A 24,094-nucleotide genomic window follows, 5' to 3' on the forward strand; every position below is an offset into this window, starting at 1 on the left:
CACACCATTTGGGAATAAGGCGTGGTCACTCTGCAAATCCTTGGGCCTCACACCTGCTTTTCACATCTTAACAACACTGATAATCAATAGGCTAGGCAATGTCTGATTTGTTCGCTCACATCGAGCCCGCAACCGAAATAATGGCAGAAGGCGCCGTGCTTCTGCGTGGTGCTGCACTGCCGTACGAAAGAGATTTGCTCGCAGCACTCGACGCGATCATCGCACAAGCGCGGTTTCGGCATATGGTGACACCAGGCGGTTTCACCATGTCGGTAGCCATGACAAATTGCGGCACGGCTGGCTGGGTTACGGACCGAACCGGCTACCGGTATGACAAAAATGATCCTGAAACTGGCCATCCCTGGCCGGCCATGCCAAAAGCCTTTATCGATCTCGCAGTGGATGCCGCGACAAAGGCAGGGTATCCGGACTTCCGCCCGGACGCCTGCCTGATCAATCGCTATGAGCCCGGCGCTCGTCTATCCCTGCATCAGGACAAGAATGAACGTGATTTCGCAAATCCGATTGTATCTGTCTCCCTTGGTTTGCCGGCGACCTTCCAGTTTGGTGGCCTGAAGCGGAATGATGCTGTGAAGAAATATGAATTGCGGCATGGGGATGTCGCAGTCTGGGGTGGCCCATCACGGCTTTTCTATCATGGCGTTACAGAATTGAAGGAGGGAACACACGAGACGGTAGGACGTATGCGTATTAATCTCACCTTCCGGGGTGCATTGTAATATTCGGGTATTCTTTCAGTTTAACGACAATAATCGGAGTGTGGCTGAAGGAACCCATATGTTTAATGAGATATCATTCGTGAAATCGGCGCACGGTATCTGGTCAGCGAAGGTCAGATACTCGCGGTAATAAGGACAAGGATACCAAGGATCATGTTTTCGCGCGGCGGATTCGATGCAAGAGCGAGTCGGCGCAAGTTACCGGGAACTGCAGCAGCCGTCGACGCGATAGTCGCCTTTGCCCAGGACAGTCCGGACAAGGCGCTCGTCATGAAATACATCGGCCAGTTGGTATCTGATGGTTATGCAGAATGGGCCGCTCTCGATAACGGCGATATTGAGGTCCGTTTCGATTCCGGCGAGACCTATCTGCTTGCCGAGACAACAATACTCAGGCTCGCCTGACACAGGATCGAACACTAATTGGTCATGGCCACCCTGACATTGTGTTGACCTGAAGCGTCTGTGCGCGATGAAAGATTGCCGATATCTTTCGCCTTTCGACACACGGCTAATGAATTCAAACGATTTTTTGAGTGATCAGGACGCATTGTGCTGATGCATCTCCTCGTTGGGAAGCTGATTGCCTGTACCTTCAGCAAATTAAAGATCGAGCCCATATTCTGATTTGAAAACAAGGATCGGAGCGCGCTCCGACATAAAGGCATTACACTCGTCTTACAGTGAGCCTGGAGGCAATAAACATGTTTGAGATTATCCGATTTGCGTGGGGAACCTGTTCGTTGGGTGATTTTGTGCTTGTCATATCAGACAAGGGTATTGTTGCACTCGAATTCAGTTCCACACATACAGCCACCATAGATGCTCTCCGCAAACGTTTTGCGGGTGCGACACTGGAGCGCCGTCAGGAAGAAATGGCCGGTTTGCTGGAAGTTGTGATAGCAGTGATAGAGAATCCGGCGCGAGCTTGTGATTTGCCACTGGATTTGCGCGGAACGCCATATGAAGTGCAGGTATGGCAGATGTTGCGGGAAGTGCCTGTGGGCCAGACCATTAGTTATGGGGCGTTGGCGGCGAGGCTCGGATCAAGTGATGCACGCGATGTCACGGCAGCAATTGCCAATAATTCCATTGCAGTGATCATACCCTGCCACCGCGTCATCAGAAAGGACGGCTCGATTTCCGGTTATCGGTGGGGCGTGAATCGCAAGCGCAGGCTTCTTGCACGCGAACAGCCAGTCCTGGAGCACTGATATGTCTGTTCCGCAGCTTCCGTCGGACGGCTCTCCCGGCGATATCCATCGGCAATTCGTTCTTTACGAAAGCATGCCCGAACCGTTGCATCTTATCGGACTCTCACTCATGTCTGTCGAAACGGCACGAGCTCGATATCCGGCATACCGCCTGACGCGACTGGTTGCGTCGAGACTTGAGCTCGATAACGAAGACATCCGCCAGCTATCAAGCGTTCCAGGTATTGATATCCTGCCGTCAAGTCATGACAAACTGAGATCGTTCGACCAACACCTGAGAACAATAATTGCCCGGTACAATCTGGACACACTTTTCCAGGATAGCGGGCATGGTCCATATCATCACTCGATCCAGCCGACCGGATACGATTTCTACCACGACGAAGTGATGGCTGTGGGGATGGAGCAATGGCGAGCCGGCTATCGCCATATGTCAAAAGAGCGCCAGATGCTGGCGGCCTCAATCATATGGCTTTACAGGGCAGGAAAAGATAATGTCTGGCTGCGACGCGTCCCATGCTCATGGCATGCTGCAGATGCCATTGAATGCATGCGGGCGGCTGGTGTTTTAGATGACTGGCTACGCCTCTATCTGCTCTATCCGGGCTGGTAGGTTCAGACACGATCCCGCGGTCGTCGCCTGCAGAATTCGGCATTTCCAGGTGCGGGCAATCGCGTCTATTGCACGGTATCTCCGCGAGAAGTTACCTGGAACTTGCCCAGAAATTCAAGCCAGAAAGCGATATCGTCCGCAGATGGCTCGAATCTGAACGCCTTCTGCACAACCACGATAACGCCGCTTCGTATGGAGAGCTTGAACCAGGTGTTTTCAGGACGCCCGGTTTGAGGATTGAGAGGACAGGCCTGGGACCAGATCAAGGTCGGTTGCTGGTTTTCAACCCCGCGTTCTACGATCCGGCTTGCCCCCCCTCCCGCACACATTTCCTTCCATGCTTGTTTCATACCTTTGTAGAAACTGTCGAGCGTATGCTCATTCACATTATGCATGATGTGCACGGTCAGCATTTCGGTCCACGCATCAAGCGTCTCATCTTCCGGGATCATTTCGATCACCATACCGATGCGGTTCCTGTTGCGAAAAGCGATCTTGTAGTTTGGCGGGATAATAGAAATCATGCGGGCATTTATGGTTCCCATAATGTCTTCCACACTCCGTTTCCTGTTTTCAAATCACAAAATCCCGATATTTGATGTCACGCACATCCATTCCGATTTGAGGGTAAGAACCGGAGTTTGATGCCAGTGAAGGTCCAATATTCCTGTTTACAGGTCATCGAGCAGTTTCGATGGTACCCGATCGAAAGAGAGGACTTTCCCATGAGCAAAGAAGAAGACAACAAAGCCGTCGTCGTTCGCTGGTTCACCGAATTTTGGGGTAAGGATGTGAACCTTGCCGTTATCGATGAAATCGCCCATCCGGATATGCTTTTGCAATATTCTCTTCACGAACCGCGTCGCGGTCGTGATGATATCAAGGCGTTCATGACGGATTTCCGTGCGGCATTTCCGGACCTTAATTTCTGGGGCACGGCCGACCTGATCGCTGAAGGTGATTATGTTGTTGGTCAATGGGAAGGCGGTGGCACACACACCGGCGCGGCCTGGGATGACCTCTTGCCCGGTTATGAAGGCCTTCCGGCTGCGACTGGCCGCAAGATGCACTTCACCGGCAAGACCGTATTGAAAGTCGTCGATGGGCTGATCGTGGAGGAAAACGGTCTTGACGATGGACTGACGGCCATGATGCAGCTTGGTCTGATCAAGAAGGCTTGATCAAATTGGTGGCGAGTGCTTGCGCAATACTGTCGCTATATTAAGAAATTTGGCTCGCACCTAGTGCGAGCCAAAGTCGTTCTGTTGCAAATGTTTCGTCATGAATGAGAAGTATATCAGTACGTCTTCTGTACATCAAAGAAATGACAATGCTCAAAGACAGCAGCTTGGACCACGTCCCATGCACTCATTCTTCAGATTGCCAGTCAGAAACCGCACGGGCCCGTCGGCACTGACGTGAGAGTGGTTCATAGGGAAGGTTCAGCTCCCGTGCAATTTTCGTCAGTTTCTGACCGTCAGCGCGTCTTCTTTCCACTTCCCGGATGATCTCGGTGGAGAATGTGATTGTCAACGGGCGTCCTGGTCTGCGACGAGGAGGTAGATCTACACCCGCGGACAGGGAATTGTAGTGTTGGATGACTTTCGCCACTGTTGCATGGTTCAGTCCTAATCGAGTTGCAATTGTGCCTATAGCATGACCTGCAAATCTCAACCGCATGATTTCTGGTTCAAGGGGTCCAATAGGCGGCCGTGTTCGGCGGCCACTGGCTGCCATCGTCTCGTAGCCCAAACGTATGCACTCTGTCCACTGCACTCCGTTCTCGTGAGTTGCCAGCCATTTCTTTAATTTCATTGTCCAACGCCAGAGCAAACGCCATTCACATCCAAGCTCCCGTGCGGCCAGTCTGTAAGATTTTTGTTGTGGCAACTGCTTTATAAAACCGGGCAGGAATTCGCTGCGATTGATATGAGAAAAAACCGAACCCGTCAGCCGACTGAACATTCGATTGCAGGCTTCACAGCGGAATTTAGGCAATTCACTCGATGGCTTTCCGCCTCTTTTGATAAGATATGTTGTAGAGTTTTGACAGTATGGACACTGAGGTGACATTTCAGACAAGGAAAAGCAGTCTGTTAGTTCGCCCAGCAAATAATCTACAAATTCCTCGCGTAAACGAGACGCAGCTGCTTTGTCTTGATTGTTGTGCACTCTCTTATTCATTGCAATCATCGCCTGGTGTGTCTTCGTTCTTAAAAAGGTCATTCACTGACTAATTGAACCTCTGCCAGATTGTGCCCTTTCAGTGAAGCTTTATAGACGGAGCGTGTAAGATAGGTAGCTACACGTTTCTTGTTCCGTTTTGAAGCAAGTGTTGGCTTTAATATGTTTTGTGCCGAATTGCTCCTTGGACAGGACGGCGTATGCTTAAAGATGAAATTTATCTTTCTTTTATACAGGCAAATATTTTCCATTTGTTTCCTATTCCGGATGAGAACAGCAGATTTTATTGACGGTTTTTTTGTTTCACGCTTAATTGCATTGACCGTGACCGAATCATGAGGGGTTCTGATGTCTGGAAATGCGGAACGAGCAGTCAGAAGCATAAGCGATCAGGGGACAACAGCGGGTCGCCGTCATGCACCAGTCCTGATTTTCCCTCCGAACTGCGCAATTACATCGAGACTTCGCCTGGCACTGCTTGGATCCGTTGCATCTCTCGCAATCATTGGCTTTTCGCGCACCGAGGCAAGAGCCGACTGTGTCGAAGTTGGCGGCATTGTGAACTGCACAGGCTTCGTGAATGGCGGCTACACAAATACACCAGGCACGTCACTGGTTGTAAATGTACAAAGCGGTGCGACGCTGGAGGGCAACGTTTCCATTACCGGTCCTGGCAATAACGACCTGAACAATTATGGTCAAATTGATGGCAGTATTAATGCTGCCAACAATACGACGTTTAATCTGCTTCAGGACGGCTCTTTAAATGGCAACGTTACCGTAACTGGGACCGGCACCAATTCCCTGACGCTTGCAGCAGGTAGACAGATCGCCGGAACCGTCAGCATGACGGGTGCCGAGAACACCGTGACCAATAACGGCACGTTTGACGCGGGTCTGACGCTGGAAGCCACGGGAAACAACCGTTTTATCAATAATGCTGGCGGGCAAGTCAGCGGCGCGCTTACGCTGACCGGCGACCGAAACGAGGTCATCAATTATGGCGTGATGGATGCCAATTTCGCCATGCACGGTACATCGCTTGATCGTGTTGAAAACCATGCCGGGGCCACAATTCATGGAACACTGACAGGCGATGACGGCGAAGAGATCATCGACAATAACGGAACAATCAACGGCAGCGTCCTGCTTGGCGGCGGAAATGATATCCTGTTCAATCGCCCAGAAGGAACGACCGGCACCGACATTATCCAGAACGTCATCGACATGGGCGACGGCGACGACGTCATATTCATGCTCGGAGGCACCATCAACGGTACGATCAATGCAGGAAATGGCAATGATCAGGGATATTTCTCAGGCGGCACCAGTTCGAGCGGCCTGCATATGGGCGCAGGAAACGATTTCGTACTGTGGTCGGGCGGCAAAATTCTCAGCATGTTCGACATGGGAGAAGGTGACGATTATGCCGAGTTCCTTGGTCTGACCCAGGGAACTGGTGAAGACAATCTGGGTAGCTATTTACCCATCGACGGTGGGCTTGGAAACGATCATCTGGTCTGGAAGCAAACCACGGGCGGTGATGTGGCGCGTATCTCGCACTGGGAGACCTTTGATCTGGTCGAAAACTCTGAGCTTACCTTCAGTAATTATAGTACACTGACCATGGGAGACGCAGGCACTGGAACCGGTTCTCTCTCGATTGACGCGACCAGTACAGTTCTGGCTGGAAACGGCACGCACACGGTCGCACCGTTTACATCCGGTCAATTGGTAACCGTCAACAATGCCGGGACTATCGACCTGACCAATAACAATACGAACACGACGGATCGCTTTGTCGTGCTTGGTGACTATGTCGGTCAGGGTGGGCGTCTGAACATTCAAACCTATCTAGGAACCGACGACTCCCCATCAGACCAGCTGGTCATCAGAGGATCTGGGGCAGAAGGCTCCGGCACGACAGCGATCTATGTCACCAATGTCAACGGTCCTGGCGATCAGACGGTGGCTGATGGCATCCGCGTCATCGATGCTGATCAAGGCGCGACGACAACGACGGGAGCCTTCACGCTTGGCGACCCGGTCGCCGCTGGCATATTTGAATACTGGCTGTATCGCGGTGGCGTCACACCAAACGTGGAGAATGACAACGACTGGTTCCTGCGTTCGGAGTTGCCGGTTTCCCCGCCAGTCTCCCCGCCAGTCTCCCCGCCAGTTTCCCCGCCGGTTTCCCCGCCAGTCTCCCCACCAGTTTCCCCGCCAGTTTCGCCACCTGTTTCCCCACCAGTCTCTCCGCCTCCGCCGCCAGTAACCGGTGGGGGAATACCGAACATTCGCCCGGAAATTCCAGGCTATACGGTCGTGCCTTCGATCGTACGCCAGATGGGTATGGCCACTTTGGGAACCTTTCACGAACGGCAGGGCGATCAATATTTGCTGAACAGCCAGGGTAATCTGACTGCAGCATGGGCACGGATATTTGGCGAAGGATATAAGGAGAAGACCGACACTTCTATCAGTGGACTGAGCTATGACATGGCACCGAAGTTTGACGGTCATATCTGGGGCATTCAGACAGGCCTCGATATCATTGCAGCCAAGCATGATGACGGCAGCCAAGATCGGGCTGGTCTGTTTTTCGCCCATACCAACGCAACAGGTGACGTCAAAGGCAACTCGCTGGGACGTAACCAGTGGAACGTTGGCGAGCTCGACCTCGATGGCAATAGCCTTGGTGCTTACTGGACCCATATTGGCTCAAATGGCTGGTATCTCGATGCCATCGCAATGCACACCTGGATCAGCGGCGACGCTACTTCATCGCGCGGCATCGGAGCCGATATCGACGGCAAAGCAATCCTTGCTTCGATCGAGGGGGGGTATCCAGTCGTGCTGAATGATCGGTGGACGCTGGAGCCGCAAATTCAGGCGATCTGGCAGCGTGTCGATCTGGATGACACAAACGACCGTTTCTCCAGCATCGACTATGATACTTCAAATAGCGCGGTTGGAAGGCTCGGGACACGTCTCGAAGGCAATTTTGAATTGAACGGAAAACCCGTGCAGCCATTCATGAATGTCAATCTCTGGCACCAGTTCGGTTCTGATGATACGGTGACGTTCAATTCACGAGATGTCGTCACCGATGTTGAGGGAACACAGCTGGAAATCGGTGGTGGTCTTAGTACGCGTCTCAGCAAGACAGTTAGTCTTTATGGGGCCGCCAGCTATTCAACGAATTTAAGTGGTGACAAGAAGCAGTCAGTTGGAGGGTATTTTGGCCTCCGCGCCGAGTGGTAGCTTACTGGAATGAAAGAACTGACGGCTTATGTTCTTGATGGTCAAGAACTTCTCATTCGTCCTGCTCCACTGGAGCGGGACTGGATGGATGCGACCGGTGAACGCTTCGCTTATCGTTGCTTGCCGCTGAATATTGTCAACGCGCATGGCTGGGAGATCCTGTGTCCGACAGCTTTCTCGGCAATCTGGACCGGACGAGGAACGCTTGATGCAATTCACATCAAGAGCAAAGGCGACAAACCAGTTCCGGCCATCAGCCATTTTGGCAATGGTATTCTAACATTCCACATGCCATGCCTGTTCAAAACGCCACCCGATTTCGATCTTTTTGTAACTGGTCCAATCAACAGGCCCAAGGACGCTATTGCGCCGTTAACCGGTCTCGTTGAGACGAATTGGTCGCCCTATACATTCACGATGAACTGGCAATTTACCCGCCCCGGAGCGCGAATTCATTTCGATGCGGGGGAACCGTTCTGCCACATTTTTCCTATTCAGCGCAGGCAACTCGAATACTTCTCCCCCGTCATTAGATGCCTTTCAGAAAATACCGAACTGAGTAAGGAGTACCAAACCTGGTCCCACAGTCGTACTGAGTTCAATGCGAGCCTTGGCGATAAAGAATCCCAGGCATCCAAAGACAAATGGCAGAAGTCCTACTTCAAAGGTGTGTGTCCTTCTGGGAAGCCGGCTCCCGATGGACATAGGAGCAGATTGCGACTGGCCGCATTCAGACGTATATCCAGATTATCCAACTCATCTGGCTAAAGAATAAGTGACGTTTTCATCCAAGGTGCAGATACCGGATGAACTGCTGCAATTGGCGCGAACACGGACAAACCTGGCCTTCCTTTACCTCGACATTCAGCGGGAGGTTGAAATCTATGCAACTTACTCCAAGCAAGATCGGACACCGTTCAGTTTATCCAGTACTTACATTCGACCAGACTGGACCGATGAAGAAACCGACCTCCAGAACACGAAGCATCACGTTCCTGGACCCTATGCAGGAAAGGATGGGTTGTTTGATGCCATTTTTCCAGACGAGAAACTGATGAAGCAGCATCTCACTGATACTCCGGATGTAGATCCATCAAAATATCCTATCAAGCTCCGATAAAAAGCCCTTTGAGAGCACTGCGACTGTGTATGCGCATTTGCAAAGGAAACTGAAGCCAATGGTACAGCTCTCTGGAGGAAGAAGACGCTCAGTGCCGAGCATAGACGATGCTATTCTCGAAGCTTCTGGATGTACATCGACAACAGCATTTCGTCGCATAGAAGCTAAGAAGAAAAGCCCTGGCACGTCTCCCAACGTCACGGGGCTGCTCACAGACAGACCGAGGGTTTTTAAGCCCGTCAGCGTGAAGGTCCGATATAGCCCGGCTATTGGAGAAAGAAAAGCTCAAGCAAACTGCAATTGGAAGAGGAACATAGAACCTTTCGCTTGCGGCGAAAACACTGTCAAATGGACCGAACTATTGGTTTTAATCCCAACAGTTTCTACCGGCTTTGGTATTGAGCCGAATCCTCGGCCGGTGTTTCGTTAAAGCCAGCATTGCCACCCACGCCTCCTCCCACACCACCGTGTCCTTTGCCACCAGAGTCTCCGCCCTTCTGATCTTTACCTTTGCGGGCTGCAGTTCCAACTGGCCGTGCTGGCCCTTGTTGTGGAATTATGAGTTTGGCGGAAACCGGTTCGAGTGCGAGCGCCTCGCGAATAAAATTACGCAATGAGACAACGAGCGCTTCCGTCTTTACAGGTTCACCTACGATCAGGGCGTTAGCAGCCTCAACGGCCAATTTCACCTGTTCATCTGTTCCAAGCAATATGACCTCAGAGAGGGCCGCTTCCACAGCATCGCGGATACGACGTGGCCTATCCCATTCTTTTTCATCAAGGTTATAGCCGCCTCCAACATTGGCATGCTGACGAATTTCTTTCAAATGGATAGGGTTAGCGCTCAAATCTCCCGTAAACGACCCACCTAGGATTTTATATGCCGCAATCAACGTCCGCAGGCGCTCATTGATCTGCCGGTTCATTCGTTCGCGTCGTTGTTGGATGGTAAACATCATCAACAAGCGGATCCCGATGGTAATCAGAGTAAATAGAGCTAAACTGATCAGCGTAAGCAGCATGCTTTGCCAGGATGTAAAATCGAGACCGCGCAAAGTACCCTCCAGATAGAACGCACATCATTCAAATTAGAACTCGATGTAAACCGATCATAGCCGTTCACCATTGAAATTTCGCGTCAAATCGGGATCTTTTGCAAAATTTTCGGCGGAACAAAGGGTGGCCAACCGCTGGGCGCAACTATGCTGCAAGCGCTGTGAATTGTGGTTTGAGTGAAAGCGGTGCGGTTGATCCGAAATTGCCTTGCAGCTTTCGCATCATGTGAACGAGCTCTATACCTGCAAGCGTGATGCTGGCGGCGGCTTCGGACTCGAAGCCGAGCATGGATCGTATCCGTCGTTTGATGCGGCGATGATCCTGTTCGATGGTGTTGTTCTTGTATTTACTGGAGCGGATGGTGAGGGACCTTCCATCCTGTCGCAACGGGCTCTCGGCATCACTCTGCATGATGGCCGTTCGATTAGTCTGGCTGCCATCAATAGTGATCTTCTCTGGCCTGCCATGTCGGGCCAGAGCCTTGCGGATAAAGCGTTTGGCAGCCTTCAGATCCCGGTTTCTGTTGAGCAGGAACTCGACGATATTGCCGCTGCTGTCGATGGCACGATACAGATAAAGCCATTCGCCTTTGACCCTCACATAGGTCTCATCCAGATTCCAGTTGCGGGTTACCTGACGCTTCTTCCGATTGAAACGCTCAAGCAGCATGGGTCTTCATTATTGTTGGAGAACGTCACTCTCAAACCGTCTTTCAACGCCTCTGCTATAGCTTGCGATGGGAGATCACGAGGTCTCACGCCCGCAGCAAATCGTCTCGCCGAATGGTATGGTTTTGCAAGGTCAGTCATGTGCCCAACGCCTTTATCATTCTCAGCACAACAAGCTAGCGGCGGCTATGTTTCAATAACGAGCACACCGAAATATATATTCTGCAAAGCCCGTTAAATCTCCCAACCAGTAAAGCCACGCTTGGAAAAGGTGGGTACTAGCAGTGGACGCCTGCTCGGCTCGGAAAATTATGTAGGCACAAGAACTCAATTTGGCGCCGAAAAACAACTTAAAATTAAAATTTATAAAGAATTCTCGCAAAAGTTGATTGCATTGGTGCTATAATCAAAATCCAACGCATAATTATGTGCGTTCGATCATTGAAGATCGGATACCTTCATGAACAAGTTTGAATGGTTAAAGCCCGCACTCGGCGGTGCATCGGTTGGTGCCATTGCGGCAATTGCTATCGGGTTTTCCGTAGGTGGGTGGGTCACACAAGGCACTTCTGAGCGCCTGATTGCATCCAACACGACCGACGGGGTAGCACTCGCTCTGACGCCTTACTGTCTTGAAAAATCGAAAAACGATCCGGCCGTTGTAAACATCCTGGCTGATTTTAAGGCCGCACCAGCTTACTCCCGCCGTACTTTTATCGAGAAGACAGGGTGGGCGACACCGTTGGGAGCACAGCAGCCCAATACCGCGCTCGCTACTGCGTGCGGCAACGAACTCGCCAAGGCGCTTTAATGTGGACGGGAAACCGAACGAGGAGGCTATAATGAATAAACAACTTACCCGTAGCATTAATTTGGAAACTGTTTCTGTACGTCCATGGCACGATGAGGACACGACGGCCAGCAAAAGCGATCTCAGAAATGCTCATGAACAAATGACTTCTCCATCTAAAGATTGGTCGCAGCTTGCGAATATTCTCCGGCGTTCTTGCGGCGGTTTCTCACGTACCCGGTCGCCACGTCATTCTTTACCGAGGAGCAAACGCAATGGCTAATGACACCACAGCTCTAGAACGAAAGGTTCTTGCACATGAGCAGATACTTCAGGTTCTCATCGGGCATCTAGCCGAGACCGAACCCAAATTTCTGGATCGACTTAAAGCAGTATTCACGCATCATCATATTCTTGGCTCCAATGAACTGAACTACGTTAATACAGCGCAGTATGCGGAAAAATTCATTCATGAAATTGAGAAGATGCAAAAGTATAAGGCAACGCGTTGATTTTCGCCGGCTCATGATTATCTGATAAAAATTCTGAGCCGATTATTTTTAAATAAATAAATATCACATGTCTGCTTGCGCTTTAATTCGAAAAGGCGCACTGTTTGTTATGCACAGCAGTTGAAACGGGCGCTGTCGTTGGGAGAGAATAATCTCCTGCCCCAAAATGAAGGGGGACATGCGATGTCTTCCGCGTCACGTCTATCCTACTTTGGCCCAGAAGATTTCCCTTCGCTTCGTGCTTTCCTGCAACGTTCCGGATATTCGCTGGAGGGTTGCGAAAAACCAGAGACTCGCCTGGAAGCCGCCAAACACCTTTGTGAAATTTTCAGCGCCGGAAGCCATGATCCTGTGCAGATGCTGGATATGCTTTTGGCAATCCGCGCCCAACGGCTATCACAATCCAATCAAAGAGAACTGGAAGCCTGGGAGAATGAGGGTGGCTATACGGCCCCGCAAGTCACTGCAAAATCCTTGGTCTTGCGATGGCCTCCTCGAAAGCGGCTCCGATTGAGGTTGGCCCATGGCTGATAATCCGCGTTTCCTGACGTCGGGCTGAATATGGCGACTTCGAGTTGGGATCGAGAGGCCTGTTTCACGAGGTACTTACCGGGCTGGCATCGTCTCAATGACACGTGATCAATCTGGCGAGGATAAAATGTCAGCCCAAAAATCTTTGGATCGTAAATTGAGCGTGTATCTGATCGCATTTCTCATCATATGCATCGACATCGGATTGGTCGCGTGGGTGCTCGGTTCCTACGTCTATTAAGTACCGGTATGCGATGTCCTAAAACGTCTGCTTTCCAACTATAATGAAGTCAGCATTTCCATGTATTCCGACGTTCTTTACATCTACGTTCAGCAAGCCGTTGCCTTTTTCCGATGATAACTGAACAAGATCTCCTTGATAAGCTTGCCGGAGTATATCCATACTTGCCCACAAGACGCCCTTTGTAAACGTCTTCTCACCTTCCGTGAGTATGGAAATACGGTAGCCAACAGAACCGAGGTTCTTTCCTTCGCAATACAAATTGCCTATTGAACTAAATGTAGACGTTGGCATGATTGTACCCCCGATAGGGGCTGTGTCTCCTCACCAAGCAACGTGGGAGACACAGCTATAACTAATGCCGTTTGGTTTTGATCAAGTCATTGGCAGGAGTAGGAAAGCGACCTGAAACAACATCTGTTGACGCAGTTTTCTCCTTGGTCTTATCTTTCTTTGGCTTTCTTATTTCTCGGTTACTTCTTTTCTGACCACGGGGCATTTTGAAAACTTCCTGTTTTTGAGGAATTAACTAATTCTTTCATACCAGACCAATCCAGTGATGGTTCAAATCACCGCTGGAGATACTTCCACGTTCTCACGGGCATGTTGCCGAGAAAGCTGCGGCATCGCTCACGATGGTGAGCGTCCAGATTGAAATTCCTGAATGAGTAGCCTTGCTGCGGATATGTGAGCGGCACGGTTTTCTGCGGTATCGTAAAGCCGATAGCCGGCGCGTCGCAGTATTTCACGCATCATTCGAAAGTCGGTAGGTCCAAAGTAGGGCTTGATAATTTTGGAAGACATTTCGTCCTCCTTGTATTGGGGCTGGAGTATGCACTCTCAACCGACAGCGCCCGTTTCAAAAGCTGTCGAGACATGCACCATGCGCTTTAAATTTGAGCAAAGCAACTGAGGCTGAATTGCGACGGCAGATCGGCTCAATCATTGCATAAGAAGCTACTTCATGTCCTCCACGGTGATGCGATAGGAAGTTTGCCGAGCCTGTGAATAGACCTCGAGAGCAGCATCGTAGATCAGTTTCCGTGAGGCGTCGAAGGCAGCAAGAAGCGATGATTCCGTCGCTGCAATGGCGCCATTCTTCTCCAGGGCGGGCTTATCGATTAGAAATGGGACGGAGGTCATTCCATCGTAGCCGACAAATCGCACGCCCACCTCAAGATCATCGAAACTTCTGCTGGGGTTTGGAAATGAAAGGGCCATTACTTTTCGCTTTTTACGGAGCCGCCTTCGTCATCTCAACGATCGGCGGCCTTTGCCATTCTTCGATGTTTCTTGATAAACTGTGTCAGGGCGATCTGTAGCCGACCTTCGTCACGTGTTCCCTCCTGAAATCGACGTGTCAGATAACGTGCAGCATCAGTGCGCAGATCTTGCGTGTCGCCGGGTTTGCGAGCCTCCCTTAGAAGTCGCGAAATCATAGTGATGTTTCTGGAATTCAACGCGATGGAAGACACTTCGTCCTCCTTTGTTGCGGGTCAGGCATTTGAAGCCCAAATGACAGCACCCGTTTCAATTACTGTCGTTATAATCATCATGCGCTTTATGTAAGGAGAAAGCAAATAAGGCTCCAATTCCATTGCTGTAAACTCAGACTGGCTGCTTCGCTAAAAATGCTTCCTTGGTCATATAATCTGCGGTTCTCAACAGCGGTCCGCAGCAATCCATATCAACAATGCTGCCAATCTATGAATGCTGCTGTACCAACTATCAATTGTGAATTCCCCAGCTCTTGCGCAATACGCCTCCGGGCGACTTGGGAGCTAGACAGCCGGACGATTTTACGAACTGGCGACAATGTGTCGAAACAGCTTCGCCTATTGACAGACAATTTATATCTATTATTCTAGATATATGGAAAATGAAGAAGCAATAACCGCTTTTGCCGCTCTGGCCCAACCGACCCGGCTGGATACTTTCCGTCTGTTGGTGCAACACGAACCTGCGGGCATTCCTGCCGGTGAACTGGCGCGCATGCTGGATGTGCCGCAGAATACGATGTCTGCGCATCTAGCGACATTATCTCGCGCTGGACTTGTAAAAGGTGAACGTCAGAGCCGTTCGATCATCTATCGCGCCGACCTCGACCGTTTTCGCGAATTGACCCTTTTCATGATCAAGGACTGTTGCGGCGGCAGTGCTGAACTCTGCGCACCTCTCGTACAAAGCCTGACGCCCTGTTGCGAACCGAAAGCCGCCACACAATAAGATAACGCCGATGAATTCGGCCTTCCACCAAACGGACTGATATAATGACAGATCGGGGCTATAGCGTGCTCTCCTTGAGCACGGACAATTTCGCACGTTCAATTTTGAGCGAGGCAACCTGGAATGTGGAGAATAACTGATGTCCACATTCGAACGATATCTGACTGTCTGGGTGGCTCTTTGCATCGTCGCAGGCGTAGCTCTGGGCCACTTCTTTCCGACAGTATTCCATGCAATAGGATCTGCTGAAGTCGCCAGGGTCAACATTCCGGTCGCCATCCTCATTTGGCTCATGATCATCCCCATGTTGCTGAAGATCGATTTCAGCGCATTGAGACAGGTCACTGAGCACTGGCGTGGCATCGGCGTCACGCTCTTTATCAATTGGGCCGTCAAACCATTCTCTATGGCACTTCTCGGTTGGCTATTTATCGGCTGGCTGTTTCGCCCTCATCTGCCTGCAGACCAAATCGATTCCTACATTGCTGGGCTGATTATTCTGGCGGCTGCCCCTTGCACGGCAATGGTGTTTGTCTGGTCTAACCTGACCAAGGGCGAGCCGCATTTCACGCTGTCGCAGGTCGCACTGAACGATGCGATCATGGTTGTGGCATTTGCCCCTATCGTCGGACTATTGCTCGGACTGTCGGCAATTACTGTCCCGTGGGATACGCTCGTTTTGTCGGTTGTCCTCTATATCGTCATTCCGGTGATTATCGCTCAAATCCTGCGCAGAAGCATTCTCGCGAGCGGAGGGCAACAATCCTTCGATGCAATGCTGAAGACACTACAACCGCTGTCTCTGATTGCGCTTTTGGCGACACTCGTACTGCTATTCGGGTTTCAAGGAGAGCAGATCATCGCACAGCCCATGATCATTGCGATGCTGGCCGTCCCGATCCTCATTCAGGTCTATTTCAACTCTGGCCTGGCTTATCTGCTGAATCGCATTTCAGGCGAGCAACATTGCGTCGCCGGTCCCTCGGCGTTGATTGGCGCATCCAACTTCTTCGAGCTGGCAGTAGCAGCCGCAATCAGCCTTTTCGGCTTCTCATCTGGCGCGGCGCTCGCAACAGTGGTTGGCGTTCTTGTTGAAGTGCCCGTCATGCTCTCGGTCGTCTGGATCGTGAACCGCTCAAAGGGTTGGTACGAACGCGGTTCCAATCAAAAGCCAGTCACTGAAACAGGAAAATTCTGATGTCAGTTACGATCTATCACAATCCGAACTGCGGCACGTCTCGCAACACATTGGCCTTGATCCATGCCAGCGGCGAGGAGCCCGTCGTCATTGAATATGTACAAAATCCGCCTTCGCGAGAACGACTGGTCGAACTGCTCACTGCAATGCAGATGACGCCTCGCCAACTCCTTCGCGAGAAAGGCACCCCATATGCCGAGTTGGGATTGTCCGATCCAAACTGGACCGATGATGAGCTGGTCGACTTCATGATGACGCATCCTATCCTGATCAATCGTCCAATCGTGGAAACGCCACTTGGCACGAAACTGTGCCGTCCGTCAGAACTGGTTCTCGACATTCTGGAAAACCCGGTGTCGTCATTCACCAAAGAGGACGGAGAAGTCATCACAGCAAGGGACTATCCGTTACTTACCCACTCACTGATGAACCGTTCGGCCAACGCTGTTTTGTATTTGAAGACCCGTCGGCCTATGGATCGATGTTGTCGAACAGATTGAACCGCAAGCCGGTTTCTGGGACAAATACATGATGTGATCGGTGTGCCATCACATTACTTCTATATTGTTCTGCCCTCCTTACTTGATGCCTTTCCACCCCTTCGAGCACAGCAACACAGCTTGAAAGGATATAAACGACTACCTGTCAGGGCCTATCAGAGTCTACCTGCCGGATAAATCACACCGGACGTTCTAGCTCTGTGAAAACACCCTTTGAGTGACAATTCATGCCTATTTTAAATTTTCTTGGGCGGAACAAAGATTAGAAGGGATCGCTGATCCAATCTTCAAATGCATGACGTATTCGAATGATAAAAACCGCTTCGTCATTTTCGATCTGATAAATAATAAGATGAGCTTTAAACGGGTGGATCCGAACAGGTGGAGAGATTTCGTCGCGTTCTCGCGCGATTCGTGGAGTGCTCGCAATTAAATCCAGAGTTTTAAACAGCTCCACATGATATCGTCTTGCCTGTGTTGGCCCAAACATTGCTATGCTCTGCTCGGCGATTGCAATGATATCATCTTCCGCTTGAACAGAGAGTTTAAGTTCCATTATTTGCGACTAGAAAATTTTTCAGCGCTCGCTAATGCTGTAGCAAAGAGTTCATCCCCCGATCGAGTACCCACGCCGCTTTGCAAGCCCTCATCAACGAAATGCTGCATAGCGGCAATTTTATCGCCGCGCATCTGATCTTTACGGATTAAATCACGCACATAGTCGCTCGCGTTTGAATAGCGTCCTGTCTTAGCCTGTGCTTCAACCCATTCTTTCATTGGATGCGGGAGTGATACGTTCATCGTGGCCATTTGGATCTCCCTTCTTTGGTCTGTATATGTGCAGATTGGCAAAGTTTGTCAAATCAATTTCGGGGGCGACGGCTTCGTTTACCGGCTTACGCGAACCAGTTCATCCCGATTGCCAAGTCAAGCTCGCAACTCGGTAGACGCGGTCTCAAAAAGCGGCCTTACACATCTTTCGACCCAATTATGGATCAAATGCAGCGCCATTTGGCTTGGTCTCGACAGAAAGAGCGTCGACGCATATCTGCATCAATCTTCTCGCGCAGGTGGCTCAAATTGCTGCCAAAATATTGCAAGCCCGAAAACTTGCTGTCGCCACGTCGTTTCATCCAGTCGGGATGATAGATAAATTGCTTTCTGTCACGCGCATCGCGGCCTGTTGCCTGTATATGCCCATATTCGCTCTGACATATCCAAATGTTCTTCCAGGCGGGTGGAATGGAAAGGGCTACAATGCGCGCTTTATCCGCCGCGCTAACAGCGCGTTTTTGGCTATCGACATAGCGAAAACCTTCGCCACAGCGAATACGCTTCAGCCCAGGTTCGGCGTCACTGGTATGAAGCAGGCGTGAACGGACCGTTGATTTCTTCGCCAAAGTGATCCCCGATTTTTCTGTCGTGATTTCATCTGTGAGATAACACCCCAAATGAGCGGTGGGTTCCCGCATCAACATTTAAACCCGGAACCTTCCAGCCTTCAGCTGGTTATTCTTCACTAAAAAGAGGATAAGCCGGTGCCCCATGCATTCTGGAAAGGTTATTTAAAGTTATCGCTCGTCACCTGCGCGGTGGAAATAATGCCTGCGACCATTGAAAGCGAAAAAGTGCGCTTCCACACACTCAATGCAAAAACGGGCAACCGGGTGATCAGTCGCTATGTCGATTCAGTGACACATAAGCCCGTGCGCGACGAAGACGAAATTAAGGGTTTCGAGAAGGCCGAAGGAGACTATGTCCTCCTCGAGGACGACGAGCTCGAAGCCGTGGCTCTCGAAAGTACTCGCACTATCGATATCGAAAAATTCTTAGAGCGCGATAGCATCGGTTGGATTTGGTACGATAAACCCCATTATCTTTCACCATCTGACAAGGTCGGGCAGGAAGCCTTTGCGGTTATTCGGGAGGCAATGGACAAGAGCGGCGTCTATGGTCTGGCAAGGCTAGTCATGTATCGGCGTGAACGAGCTGTTCTTCTGGAGCCACGCGGACAAGGTATTGTGCTATGGACATTGCATTTCGGTGATGAAGTTCGAAAAGCCGACGATTACTTCGCAGGCATCAAGGCGGAGAAGCCCGACAAAAAGCTGTTCTCCATGGTTCGCACACTGATCAAGCGCAAAACGGAGGACTGGAAGCCGGGCTTGCTGAAGGATCCGGTTCAGAAGAACCTGCAGTCAATGATCGCCGCCAAGAAAAAGAAAATTAAAACGCCGACAAAACCCAAATCTGCAGCGACCGCCCCGGCGACCGGCGGCAATGTCATCAACATCATGGATGCTTTGCGCAAAAGCCTTACCAACGAGAACAAGCAGCATTAGCTTCTCAGGATACAACCTTTTCGCACTATTTTGGTAAAGCCGTCGCCGCTTTGCGAAAGTCGTACCAAGGATCAAGCTTCGAAGCTGCTAGCCGCGTTGCTGTATTCATGATCGTGAAATGTGCTGGACCGATAGCGGGATTCAGTTCATTCCAGGCGAGTGGCATGGAAACGGCTGCTCCAGGGCGAGCACGTGGCGAGTAAGGTGCAACAGCCGTCATGCCTCGTTGATTGCGCAAATAATCAATGAGTATTTTGCCTTTGCGTTTGGCTTTGGAAATGGTCGAAACATAGCGATCAGGACTGTCTGCCGCCATCTCATCGGCAATCGACTTGGTAAAGGTTTTGAGGCTGTCCCAATTGGCTTTCGGCTTCAATGGCACGACGACGTGCAGTCCCTTTCCTCCGGATGTTTTTACAAATGTTGTCAGGCCGTGCTTCTCAAGCCGCTCTTTGGTTTCAAAGGCCCCGTCGATGACACGTTCCCAGGCAACCCCCTCCCCTGGATCAAGGTCCATGGTTAGCATATCCGGCAATTCCCAGTCCCTGAGGCTCGAACCCCAAGGATGGATTTCTAGCGAGGCAGCCTGAACCAAACCGATCAAACCGTCAAAATCCTTGATTGCGATGTAAGGCTCTTCATCCTTCTCCGAGGGGTCATCCACCTCAACAATATGTACGTTCAGACCCTTCCAGGCATGTTTCTGGAAGAAATGCTGGCCATCGATACCGTTTGGACAGCGCAGCAGAGCCAAAGGCCGATTGACAATAAATGGTTCAATTCGTGACCAGACTTCGGCGTAGTAATCTACCAGCCCATGTTTTGTTATGCCCTCCTCTGGCCAGTACACGCGATCCGGGTGAGTGAGCTTCACATCAGCTTCTTCGTGGGATGTCCTATACGGCTGAGATGGCCTTGCACTTTTATCCAATGTGACCTCCTCGGCAGTCTTGTCGTCACGCAGTCCGCGGAATGATGCATGGCGCAGTCTTCTGTCCGCAGTCCAGGTACGGAACTCGACTTCTGCAACCAATTGCGGCTTGACGAATATCGCACCGCGTTTTTCTTCACCGGTCAGCTCTATTGCGAATGGGCTTTGTTCCTGACGTATCGACGTGAGCTTCGTGTAAAGATATTTGGCCAGCTTGACGGAAAAACCAGTTCCCACACGCCCAACAGGAACAAGTCCTTTCTTCTCCTGAGCGCCCAACAGCAGAGAACCAATTGCGCGAGACGTTGAAGTTGAAGGCACAAATCCGGCAATTACAAACTCCTGCCGTCCTATGCATTTCGATTTGCGCCAGCCCTTGCTGCGCCCGGAAATAGAAGGAGCATAGCTCAATTTCGAGACGATGCCCTCCAGTCCGAGCCCACAAGCATTCTTCAATACAGCGTCACCATCGGCATCAAAGGCTTCGCTATAGCGCAGTGTTCTCGAGGTATGGGAAATGAGCTTTGTCAGTAGGCATTTGCGTTCGACGAGCGGCACTTGCCGCAAATCGCGGCCATCCTGATAAAGCAGATCAAATATATAAAAGGCGAACCGGTCCGAACGTCCGTCACTCAGATCGCTTTGCAGTGCCGAAAAGTCCGACAGCCCCGCCTTATTTTCCACGACAATCTCGCCATCAAATATGGCATTCTCGACCCCCGTAGCCAGAAGATCGTTGACTATCGAACGGCCAAATTTCTTTGTCCAATCTAGCCCGCTGCGTGAATAGAGCACGACTTTATCATCAGCGACATGCGCCTGAATGCGATAACCATCAAACTTGATTTCGTGAATCCAGCGGCTTCCTCCGGGCGCGGCTGATACCAATGTCGCCAATTGAGGTTCTATGAATGGCGGCATCGCAGCTTTCTTTGCGCGCCTCGACAATGGCACAGCATTGCCTTCCTTCGCTGCGCGGTTTTTATTCAGCGGTCCCGTTTTGGACGACCAGCCCGGCGCTTCATGTTCCACATCGGCGATAACTCGCCCGGTTTTCACCGATTGCGGTTTCTCCTCAAGAATATCGGGGTCGTCAGCCTCTCGTGAAAACTCGTCCTCGCCCTTTATGAGTAGCCAGTTTTCTCGTTTTTCGCCCGGTTTTCTATGCATTCGAACCAGATGCCAGCGACCCTTCAATTTATCGCCACTCAGTTCGAATTCGAGATGCCCCTTCTTATAATTTTTGTGAGCATCGCCAACCGAGGTCCATTGTCCGCTATCCCAGACAATGACCGTCCCACCACCGTACTCCCCCTTCGGGATCGTACCTTCAAAACCGGCATATTCAAGCGGGTGATCTTCCACATGGACGGCCAAACGTTTCTCGCCCGGGACCAGACTTGGACCTCGTGTGACCGCCCAGCTTTTCAACACTCCGTCCATTTCCAGCCTGAAATCATAATGCAGCCGACGCGCATCGTGTTTTTGCACCACATATAAATCGCCCCTGATTCGCCTGGCTTTGCCGCGCGGCTCCTTCGTCAGGCTGAAGTCACGTTTCTTATGATAGGTTTCGAGCGGCTGTCCCATTATCCAGCCTTTCGGGGTTTCGCTTTGGTTGTTCCCGATTTTGCCGGTTGCTTTTGTTGAGAACTCAAGGCTGCACTCTTGCGTAGGGCTTCCTTCAAATCAATCACGTCGGCCGCCTTCGGAGCTTCAGGCTTTCTGAGCGGCTTTCCTTCAATCTTTGCCTTAATCAAGTCGGCTAGTGCTGCATCATAGCGGTCGTCAAAACTTGACGGATCGAAGCGACCCATCTTGGTGCCGATAATATGCTTGGCCAGATCGAGCATTTCCTGATCGAACTTGAATGCTTCCAGATCTCCGAAAGCCTCTTTTATTGGTCGAACTTCGTAATCAAAGTTCAACGTCGATGCGATCATGCCCTCGTCCTCCGCGCGAATGAGAATTTTACGCGCACGGCGAAAGAGTACCGCCTCAGCGACTGCCGCCACGTTTGCAGCTTTCATTCCATCACGGAGAAGCAAGAACACCTCGTCCTCATCAGTGGGCGTCAGATAATAAGGTCGATCAAGATAAACATCGTCGATTTCACTGCATTTGACGAAATGCGTGATATTGAGTGTCTTATTGCTTTCAGGAATTGCAGACTGGATTTCTTCATCATTGAAAATGACATATTTGCCGGACGAAACTTCATATCCCTTCATCTGCTCCTCTCGGGGAACAGGTTTACCCGTATCGCTATCGACAAATTCACGACTGAGACGATTACCCGTCTTGCGATTGATGAGATGAAAAGAAACCCGCTCTGATGTCGATACAGCCGTATAAAGGCCGACCGGCATCAAAAGCTGATCGACTTTCAACAGACCTTTCCAGTTTGCGCGCAGAGCCATAGCTGCCTCGCTCCTGTGACGAATTGAACCTGATTGGATAAACTCACGCGAACTACTGGTTGTTCCCGATGATTTAGTCAGAAATGCTGCTTTGACATTTCTATCAGCCGCTTTAACTTTCCGCCTTGAATTTCCTCGCCTCTGCAAGAAGTTTCGGTCGGTCCCGGTGACCAAGGCGATCAATCAAATCGCGCGCCTGCAAAGGCGACAGGTCCGAATTCTCGGCCAGAAACTTGATATACTCATCTTCTGTGAGAGGAGCGTGCTTATCGGGTTGGCTAGCCATGATGGTTCTTCCTTCCGTTAACGCTTTTAGGGCATCCACGGCTGACCGCCTTCAGTGCCCGCTTCTGTTGGGAGAAGATCGCCATGATGATCGTTCAACAGATGACATAACTGTAGACCACGGAGACGTTCAGCCGGTGCTCGGTTTACTTTTTTGAGTTCGTAGACATCTTATCAAGACGAGCACTATGGCAAGCTTTGCGTTGTGCAGTCATTGCTATCAACCTGATATTTCCAACGATCTCACAGCACAATTGTTCCGGCACCGTCCTCGTCTTCTTCGTAGAGGACGTTCTGCCTAAACCCAGAATTACTCGTCGAATTGCCCGCATTGTCAGTGAAAATTGTTAGAAACGGAACCGATGAGTGAGCAAGTAAGTTCTATCTGAACGCTGAGCCTCGAGCGGCGTTGGGCGGCAGACAAAGGTACGTTCTTCAGTTGTAGAGGAATTATCATGGAAAAGTTCTTCACTCATCTTTCCCAAGCCATCGCTGAAATTGCAGGGACATCCTATGCCTTCGGCTGTGCCCTGGGCTTCATCGTCGTTTGGGCCGTTTCTGGCCCGCTTTTTGGCTTTTCCGATACCTGGCAACTGGTCATCAACACCGCCACCACGATCATTACTTTCCTGATGGTGTTTCTGATCCAGAACTCGCAAAATCGCGATTCCACCGCTGTGGAAGCAAAGCTGGACGAGGTACTTAGATCTGTAAAGGGTGCGCGCTCACGGCTTATCGGGATTGAACACCTTACGGAAAGCGAAGTCGAAGCCATCCGAGCAGCCATCGAGGACGAAAACGGCAATAAGTCTACCACTACGAATGTAGAAGAATTGCTTCGCGCTGCGACCAGAAGGGCAAAACAGCACGGTGCGAAATACTGATCGCACTAAAAAGCTACGGCACCCCGCCTATGTTTCGCCTATGTTCCGCCGATGTCAGCTCTATCCTGACCGTCTCTAAATGCCCACATCATTGGCTGGCCAGGACTGTTTGGTTCCGGTGAAGGTTGCCCCGGATCCGGAAGAGGAGGTATCTGCTCGGGTTCATCCGGACTAGCTGGTTCGCCATCGGGTATTAATTCCGGTGGTGGTTTTGGTTGCTTTTCCGGCTCAGCAGGTGGGAGTTCTGTAGGATCTCCTGACATTGGCAGGAGAACGGCATCATTTAAGGTTGGCCACGTAGTTTTGACATCAAATTGCAGCACGTCCATTGAGCAATCCTTTCTCATCTCTAAGAAAACCGAACATTTCATCCGG

Annotated in this window: 25 protein-coding genes and 2 pseudogenes; 15 read left to right on the forward strand and 12 right to left on the reverse strand. The window is 50.8% G+C overall.

The annotated features are described in order from the left end of the window. The first annotated feature begins 98 nt into the window (after positions 1-98). From alkB to QBD01_RS07360, 4 genes are all read left to right on the forward strand, one after another. The gene (gene alkB / locus QBD01_RS07345; RefSeq protein ID WP_280992254.1) at positions 99-740 is read left to right on the forward strand and encodes a DNA oxidative demethylase AlkB; all 642 of its coding nucleotides are present in this window, start codon (positions 99-101) and stop codon (positions 738-740) included. Positions 741-893: 153 nt separating this feature from the next. Beyond that, positions 894-1,145 (forward strand): hypothetical protein, encoded by a 252-nt coding sequence (locus QBD01_RS07350; RefSeq protein ID WP_280992255.1) that lies wholly within the window; start codon positions 894-896, stop codon positions 1,143-1,145. Between the two features lie 299 nt (positions 1,146-1,444). Beyond that, complete coding sequence (locus QBD01_RS07355) at positions 1,445-1,954, forward strand: methylated-DNA--[protein]-cysteine S-methyltransferase (RefSeq protein ID WP_280992256.1); 510 nt, start codon at positions 1,445-1,447, stop codon at positions 1,952-1,954. A 1-nt stretch (position 1,955) separates the two neighbouring features. Continuing rightward, positions 1,956-2,567 carry a hypothetical protein gene (locus tag QBD01_RS07360; RefSeq protein ID WP_280992257.1) on the forward strand — a complete coding sequence of 204 codons (612 nt, stop codon included), beginning with the start codon at positions 1,956-1,958 and terminating at the stop codon, positions 2,565-2,567. Between the two features lie 65 nt (positions 2,568-2,632). Here QBD01_RS07360 and QBD01_RS07365 read toward each other — a convergent pair whose 3' ends face one another. Next, positions 2,633-3,124: a hypothetical protein gene (locus QBD01_RS07365; protein ID WP_280992258.1), complete on the reverse strand. Its 492-nt coding sequence runs from the start codon at positions 3,122-3,124 to the stop codon at positions 2,633-2,635. A gap of 168 nt (positions 3,125-3,292) precedes the next feature. On the opposite strand from QBD01_RS07365, the gene QBD01_RS07370 reads away from it, so the two are divergent. After that, a complete protein-coding gene (locus tag QBD01_RS07370) occupies positions 3,293-3,748 on the forward strand; it encodes an ester cyclase (RefSeq protein WP_280992259.1) in 456 nt (151 codons plus the stop codon). A gap of 187 nt (positions 3,749-3,935) precedes the next feature. Here QBD01_RS07370 and QBD01_RS07375 read toward each other — a convergent pair whose 3' ends face one another. Continuing rightward, a complete protein-coding gene (locus QBD01_RS07375) occupies positions 3,936-4,751 on the reverse strand; it encodes a hypothetical protein (RefSeq protein ID WP_280992260.1) in 816 nt (271 codons plus the stop codon). A gap of 348 nt (positions 4,752-5,099) precedes the next feature. Here QBD01_RS07375 and QBD01_RS07380 point away from each other — a divergent pair, with 348 nt between their 5' ends. The 3 genes from QBD01_RS07380 to QBD01_RS07390 are packed head-to-tail and all read left to right on the forward strand — an operon-like array spanning position 5,100 to position 9,135. Next, the gene (locus QBD01_RS07380; protein ID WP_280992261.1) at positions 5,100-8,015 is read left to right on the forward strand and encodes an autotransporter domain-containing protein; all 2,916 of its coding nucleotides are present in this window, start codon (positions 5,100-5,102) and stop codon (positions 8,013-8,015) included. 9 nt (positions 8,016-8,024) lie between these two features. Next, entirely contained in the window at positions 8,025-8,783 is a 759-nt protein-coding gene (locus tag QBD01_RS07385) for a DUF6065 family protein (protein ID WP_280992262.1), read from the forward strand. A gap of 7 nt (positions 8,784-8,790) precedes the next feature. Continuing rightward, on the forward strand, positions 8,791-9,135 hold the full coding sequence (locus QBD01_RS07390) for a hypothetical protein (protein WP_280992263.1): 345 nt from the start codon (positions 8,791-8,793) through the stop codon (positions 9,133-9,135). Positions 9,136-9,518: 383 nt separating this feature from the next. On the opposite strand, the gene QBD01_RS07395 is transcribed toward QBD01_RS07390, so the two are convergent. Both QBD01_RS07395 and QBD01_RS07400 read right to left on the reverse strand, forming a co-directional pair. Beyond that, positions 9,519-10,190 carry a hypothetical protein gene (locus tag QBD01_RS07395; protein ID WP_280992264.1) on the reverse strand — a complete coding sequence of 224 codons (672 nt, stop codon included), beginning with the start codon at positions 10,188-10,190 and terminating at the stop codon, positions 9,519-9,521. A 145-nt stretch (positions 10,191-10,335) separates the two neighbouring features. Continuing rightward, a pseudogene (locus tag QBD01_RS07400) lies at positions 10,336-10,863 on the reverse strand (IS6 family transposase); the annotation flags it as partial. A gap of 456 nt (positions 10,864-11,319) precedes the next feature. Between QBD01_RS07400 and QBD01_RS07405 the strand changes: the two are divergent. Together QBD01_RS07405 and QBD01_RS07410 are read left to right on the forward strand one after the other, a co-directional pair. Then, positions 11,320-11,670, forward strand: coding sequence for a hypothetical protein (locus QBD01_RS07405; protein ID WP_280992265.1), 351 nt, complete (start codon positions 11,320-11,322; stop codon positions 11,668-11,670). Positions 11,671-11,924: 254 nt separating this feature from the next. Then, positions 11,925-12,161 (forward strand): hypothetical protein, encoded by a 237-nt coding sequence (locus QBD01_RS07410; protein WP_280992266.1) that lies wholly within the window; start codon positions 11,925-11,927, stop codon positions 12,159-12,161. A gap of 1,402 nt (positions 12,162-13,563) precedes the next feature. Here the strand turns inward: QBD01_RS07410 and QBD01_RS07415 are convergent. Then, on the reverse strand, positions 13,564-13,737 hold the full coding sequence (locus QBD01_RS07415) for a hypothetical protein (protein ID WP_181394330.1): 174 nt from the start codon (positions 13,735-13,737) through the stop codon (positions 13,564-13,566). A 153-nt stretch (positions 13,738-13,890) separates the two neighbouring features. Beyond that, positions 13,891-14,154: a DUF1488 domain-containing protein gene (locus QBD01_RS07420; RefSeq protein WP_280992267.1), complete on the reverse strand. Its 264-nt coding sequence runs from the start codon at positions 14,152-14,154 to the stop codon at positions 13,891-13,893. Positions 14,155-14,805: 651 nt separating this feature from the next. On the opposite strand from QBD01_RS07420, the gene QBD01_RS07425 reads away from it, so the two are divergent. The 3 genes and pseudogenes from QBD01_RS07425 to arsC form a co-directional block, all read left to right on the forward strand. Beyond that, positions 14,806-15,159, forward strand: coding sequence for a metalloregulator ArsR/SmtB family transcription factor (locus tag QBD01_RS07425; protein ID WP_280992268.1), 354 nt, complete (start codon positions 14,806-14,808; stop codon positions 15,157-15,159). 139 nt (positions 15,160-15,298) lie between these two features. Then, positions 15,299-16,357, forward strand: coding sequence for an ACR3 family arsenite efflux transporter (gene arsB, locus QBD01_RS07430; RefSeq protein ID WP_280992269.1), 1,059 nt, complete (start codon positions 15,299-15,301; stop codon positions 16,355-16,357). Further along, a pseudogene (arsC, locus tag QBD01_RS07435) lies at positions 16,357-16,752 on the forward strand (arsenate reductase (glutaredoxin)); the annotation flags it as partial. The gene arsB and the pseudogene arsC, both read left to right, overlap by 1 nt. 367 nt (positions 16,753-17,119) lie before the next feature. On the opposite strand, the gene QBD01_RS07440 reads toward arsC, so the two are convergent. From QBD01_RS07440 to QBD01_RS07450, 3 genes are all read right to left on the reverse strand, one after another. Beyond that, positions 17,120-17,413 (reverse strand): type II toxin-antitoxin system RelE/ParE family toxin, encoded by a 294-nt coding sequence (locus QBD01_RS07440; protein ID WP_280992270.1) that lies wholly within the window; start codon positions 17,411-17,413, stop codon positions 17,120-17,122. Continuing rightward, complete coding sequence (locus tag QBD01_RS07445; RefSeq protein ID WP_280992271.1) at positions 17,413-17,667, reverse strand: type II toxin-antitoxin system ParD family antitoxin; 255 nt, start codon at positions 17,665-17,667, stop codon at positions 17,413-17,415. Before QBD01_RS07445 ends, QBD01_RS07440 begins: the two co-directional genes overlap by 1 nt. A gap of 185 nt (positions 17,668-17,852) precedes the next feature. After that, entirely contained in the window at positions 17,853-18,335 is a 483-nt protein-coding gene (locus QBD01_RS07450; protein WP_280992272.1) for a hypothetical protein, read from the reverse strand. A gap of 60 nt (positions 18,336-18,395) precedes the next feature. Between QBD01_RS07450 and QBD01_RS07455 the strand changes: the two genes are divergently transcribed. Continuing rightward, the gene (locus tag QBD01_RS07455; protein ID WP_280992273.1) at positions 18,396-19,199 is read left to right on the forward strand and encodes a Ku protein; all 804 of its coding nucleotides are present in this window, start codon (positions 18,396-18,398) and stop codon (positions 19,197-19,199) included. Between the two features lie 25 nt (positions 19,200-19,224). On the opposite strand, the gene ligD is transcribed toward QBD01_RS07455, so the two are convergent. The 3 genes from ligD to QBD01_RS07470 all read right to left on the reverse strand — a co-directional run bounded on the left by ligD (position 19,225) and on the right by QBD01_RS07470 (position 22,836). Next, positions 19,225-21,720 carry a DNA ligase D gene (gene ligD, locus QBD01_RS07460; protein ID WP_280992274.1) on the reverse strand — a complete coding sequence of 832 codons (2,496 nt, stop codon included), beginning with the start codon at positions 21,718-21,720 and terminating at the stop codon, positions 19,225-19,227. Next, a complete protein-coding gene (locus QBD01_RS07465) occupies positions 21,720-22,550 on the reverse strand; it encodes a Ku protein (protein ID WP_280992275.1) in 831 nt (276 codons plus the stop codon). Before QBD01_RS07465 ends, ligD begins: the two co-directional genes overlap by 1 nt. 112 nt (positions 22,551-22,662) lie before the next feature. Next, a complete protein-coding gene (locus QBD01_RS07470) occupies positions 22,663-22,836 on the reverse strand; it encodes a hypothetical protein (protein WP_280992276.1) in 174 nt (57 codons plus the stop codon). 454 nt (positions 22,837-23,290) lie between these two features. On the opposite strand from QBD01_RS07470, the gene QBD01_RS07475 reads away from it, so the two are divergent. Beyond that, positions 23,291-23,719 (forward strand): low affinity iron permease family protein, encoded by a 429-nt coding sequence (locus tag QBD01_RS07475; RefSeq protein WP_280992277.1) that lies wholly within the window; start codon positions 23,291-23,293, stop codon positions 23,717-23,719. Positions 23,720-24,094 lie beyond the last annotated feature (375 nt).

Source organism: Ochrobactrum sp. 19YEA23 (genome assembly GCF_029909865.1).
Lineage (GTDB): Bacteria > Pseudomonadota > Alphaproteobacteria > Rhizobiales > Rhizobiaceae > Brucella > Brucella gambitense.

Bases quoted from the DNA above. Each gene is read 5' to 3' on its own strand.
- alkB (WP_280992254.1), top strand. From the start codon at position 99: ATGTCTGATTTGTTCGCTCACATCGAGCCCGCAACCGAAATAATGGCA.
- QBD01_RS07350 (WP_280992255.1), top strand. From the start codon at position 894: ATGTTTTCGCGCGGCGGATTCGATGCAAGAGCGAGTCGGCGCAAGTTA.
- QBD01_RS07355 (WP_280992256.1), top strand. From the start codon at position 1,445: ATGTTTGAGATTATCCGATTTGCGTGGGGAACCTGTTCGTTGGGTGAT.
- QBD01_RS07360 (WP_280992257.1), top strand. From the start codon at position 1,956: ATGTCTGTTCCGCAGCTTCCGTCGGACGGCTCTCCCGGCGATATCCAT.
- QBD01_RS07370 (WP_280992259.1), top strand. From the start codon at position 3,293: ATGAGCAAAGAAGAAGACAACAAAGCCGTCGTCGTTCGCTGGTTCACC.
- QBD01_RS07375 (WP_280992260.1), bottom strand. From the start codon at position 4,751: ATGAATAAGAGAGTGCACAACAATCAAGACAAAGCAGCTGCGTCTCGT.
- QBD01_RS07380 (WP_280992261.1), top strand. From the start codon at position 5,100: ATGTCTGGAAATGCGGAACGAGCAGTCAGAAGCATAAGCGATCAGGGG.
- QBD01_RS07385 (WP_280992262.1), top strand. From the start codon at position 8,025: ATGAAAGAACTGACGGCTTATGTTCTTGATGGTCAAGAACTTCTCATT.
- QBD01_RS07405 (WP_280992265.1), top strand. From the start codon at position 11,320: ATGAACAAGTTTGAATGGTTAAAGCCCGCACTCGGCGGTGCATCGGTT.
- QBD01_RS07410 (WP_280992266.1), top strand. From the start codon at position 11,925: ATGGCTAATGACACCACAGCTCTAGAACGAAAGGTTCTTGCACATGAG.
- QBD01_RS07415 (WP_181394330.1), bottom strand. From the start codon at position 13,737: ATGTCTTCCAAAATTATCAAGCCCTACTTTGGACCTACCGACTTTCGA.
- QBD01_RS07420 (WP_280992267.1), bottom strand. From the start codon at position 14,154: ATGGCCCTTTCATTTCCAAACCCCAGCAGAAGTTTCGATGATCTTGAG.
- QBD01_RS07425 (WP_280992268.1), top strand. From the start codon at position 14,806: ATGGAAAATGAAGAAGCAATAACCGCTTTTGCCGCTCTGGCCCAACCG.
- arsB (WP_280992269.1), top strand. From the start codon at position 15,299: ATGTCCACATTCGAACGATATCTGACTGTCTGGGTGGCTCTTTGCATC.
- QBD01_RS07440 (WP_280992270.1), bottom strand. From the start codon at position 17,413: ATGGAACTTAAACTCTCTGTTCAAGCGGAAGATGATATCATTGCAATC.
- QBD01_RS07445 (WP_280992271.1), bottom strand. From the start codon at position 17,667: ATGGCCACGATGAACGTATCACTCCCGCATCCAATGAAAGAATGGGTT.
- QBD01_RS07450 (WP_280992272.1), bottom strand. From the start codon at position 18,335: ATGTTGATGCGGGAACCCACCGCTCATTTGGGGTGTTATCTCACAGAT.
- ligD (WP_280992274.1), bottom strand. From the start codon at position 21,720: ATGGGACAGCCGCTCGAAACCTATCATAAGAAACGTGACTTCAGCCTG.
- QBD01_RS07465 (WP_280992275.1), bottom strand. From the start codon at position 22,550: ATGGCTCTGCGCGCAAACTGGAAAGGTCTGTTGAAAGTCGATCAGCTT.
- QBD01_RS07470 (WP_280992276.1), bottom strand. From the start codon at position 22,836: ATGGCTAGCCAACCCGATAAGCACGCTCCTCTCACAGAAGATGAGTAT.
- QBD01_RS07475 (WP_280992277.1), top strand. From the start codon at position 23,291: ATGGAAAAGTTCTTCACTCATCTTTCCCAAGCCATCGCTGAAATTGCA.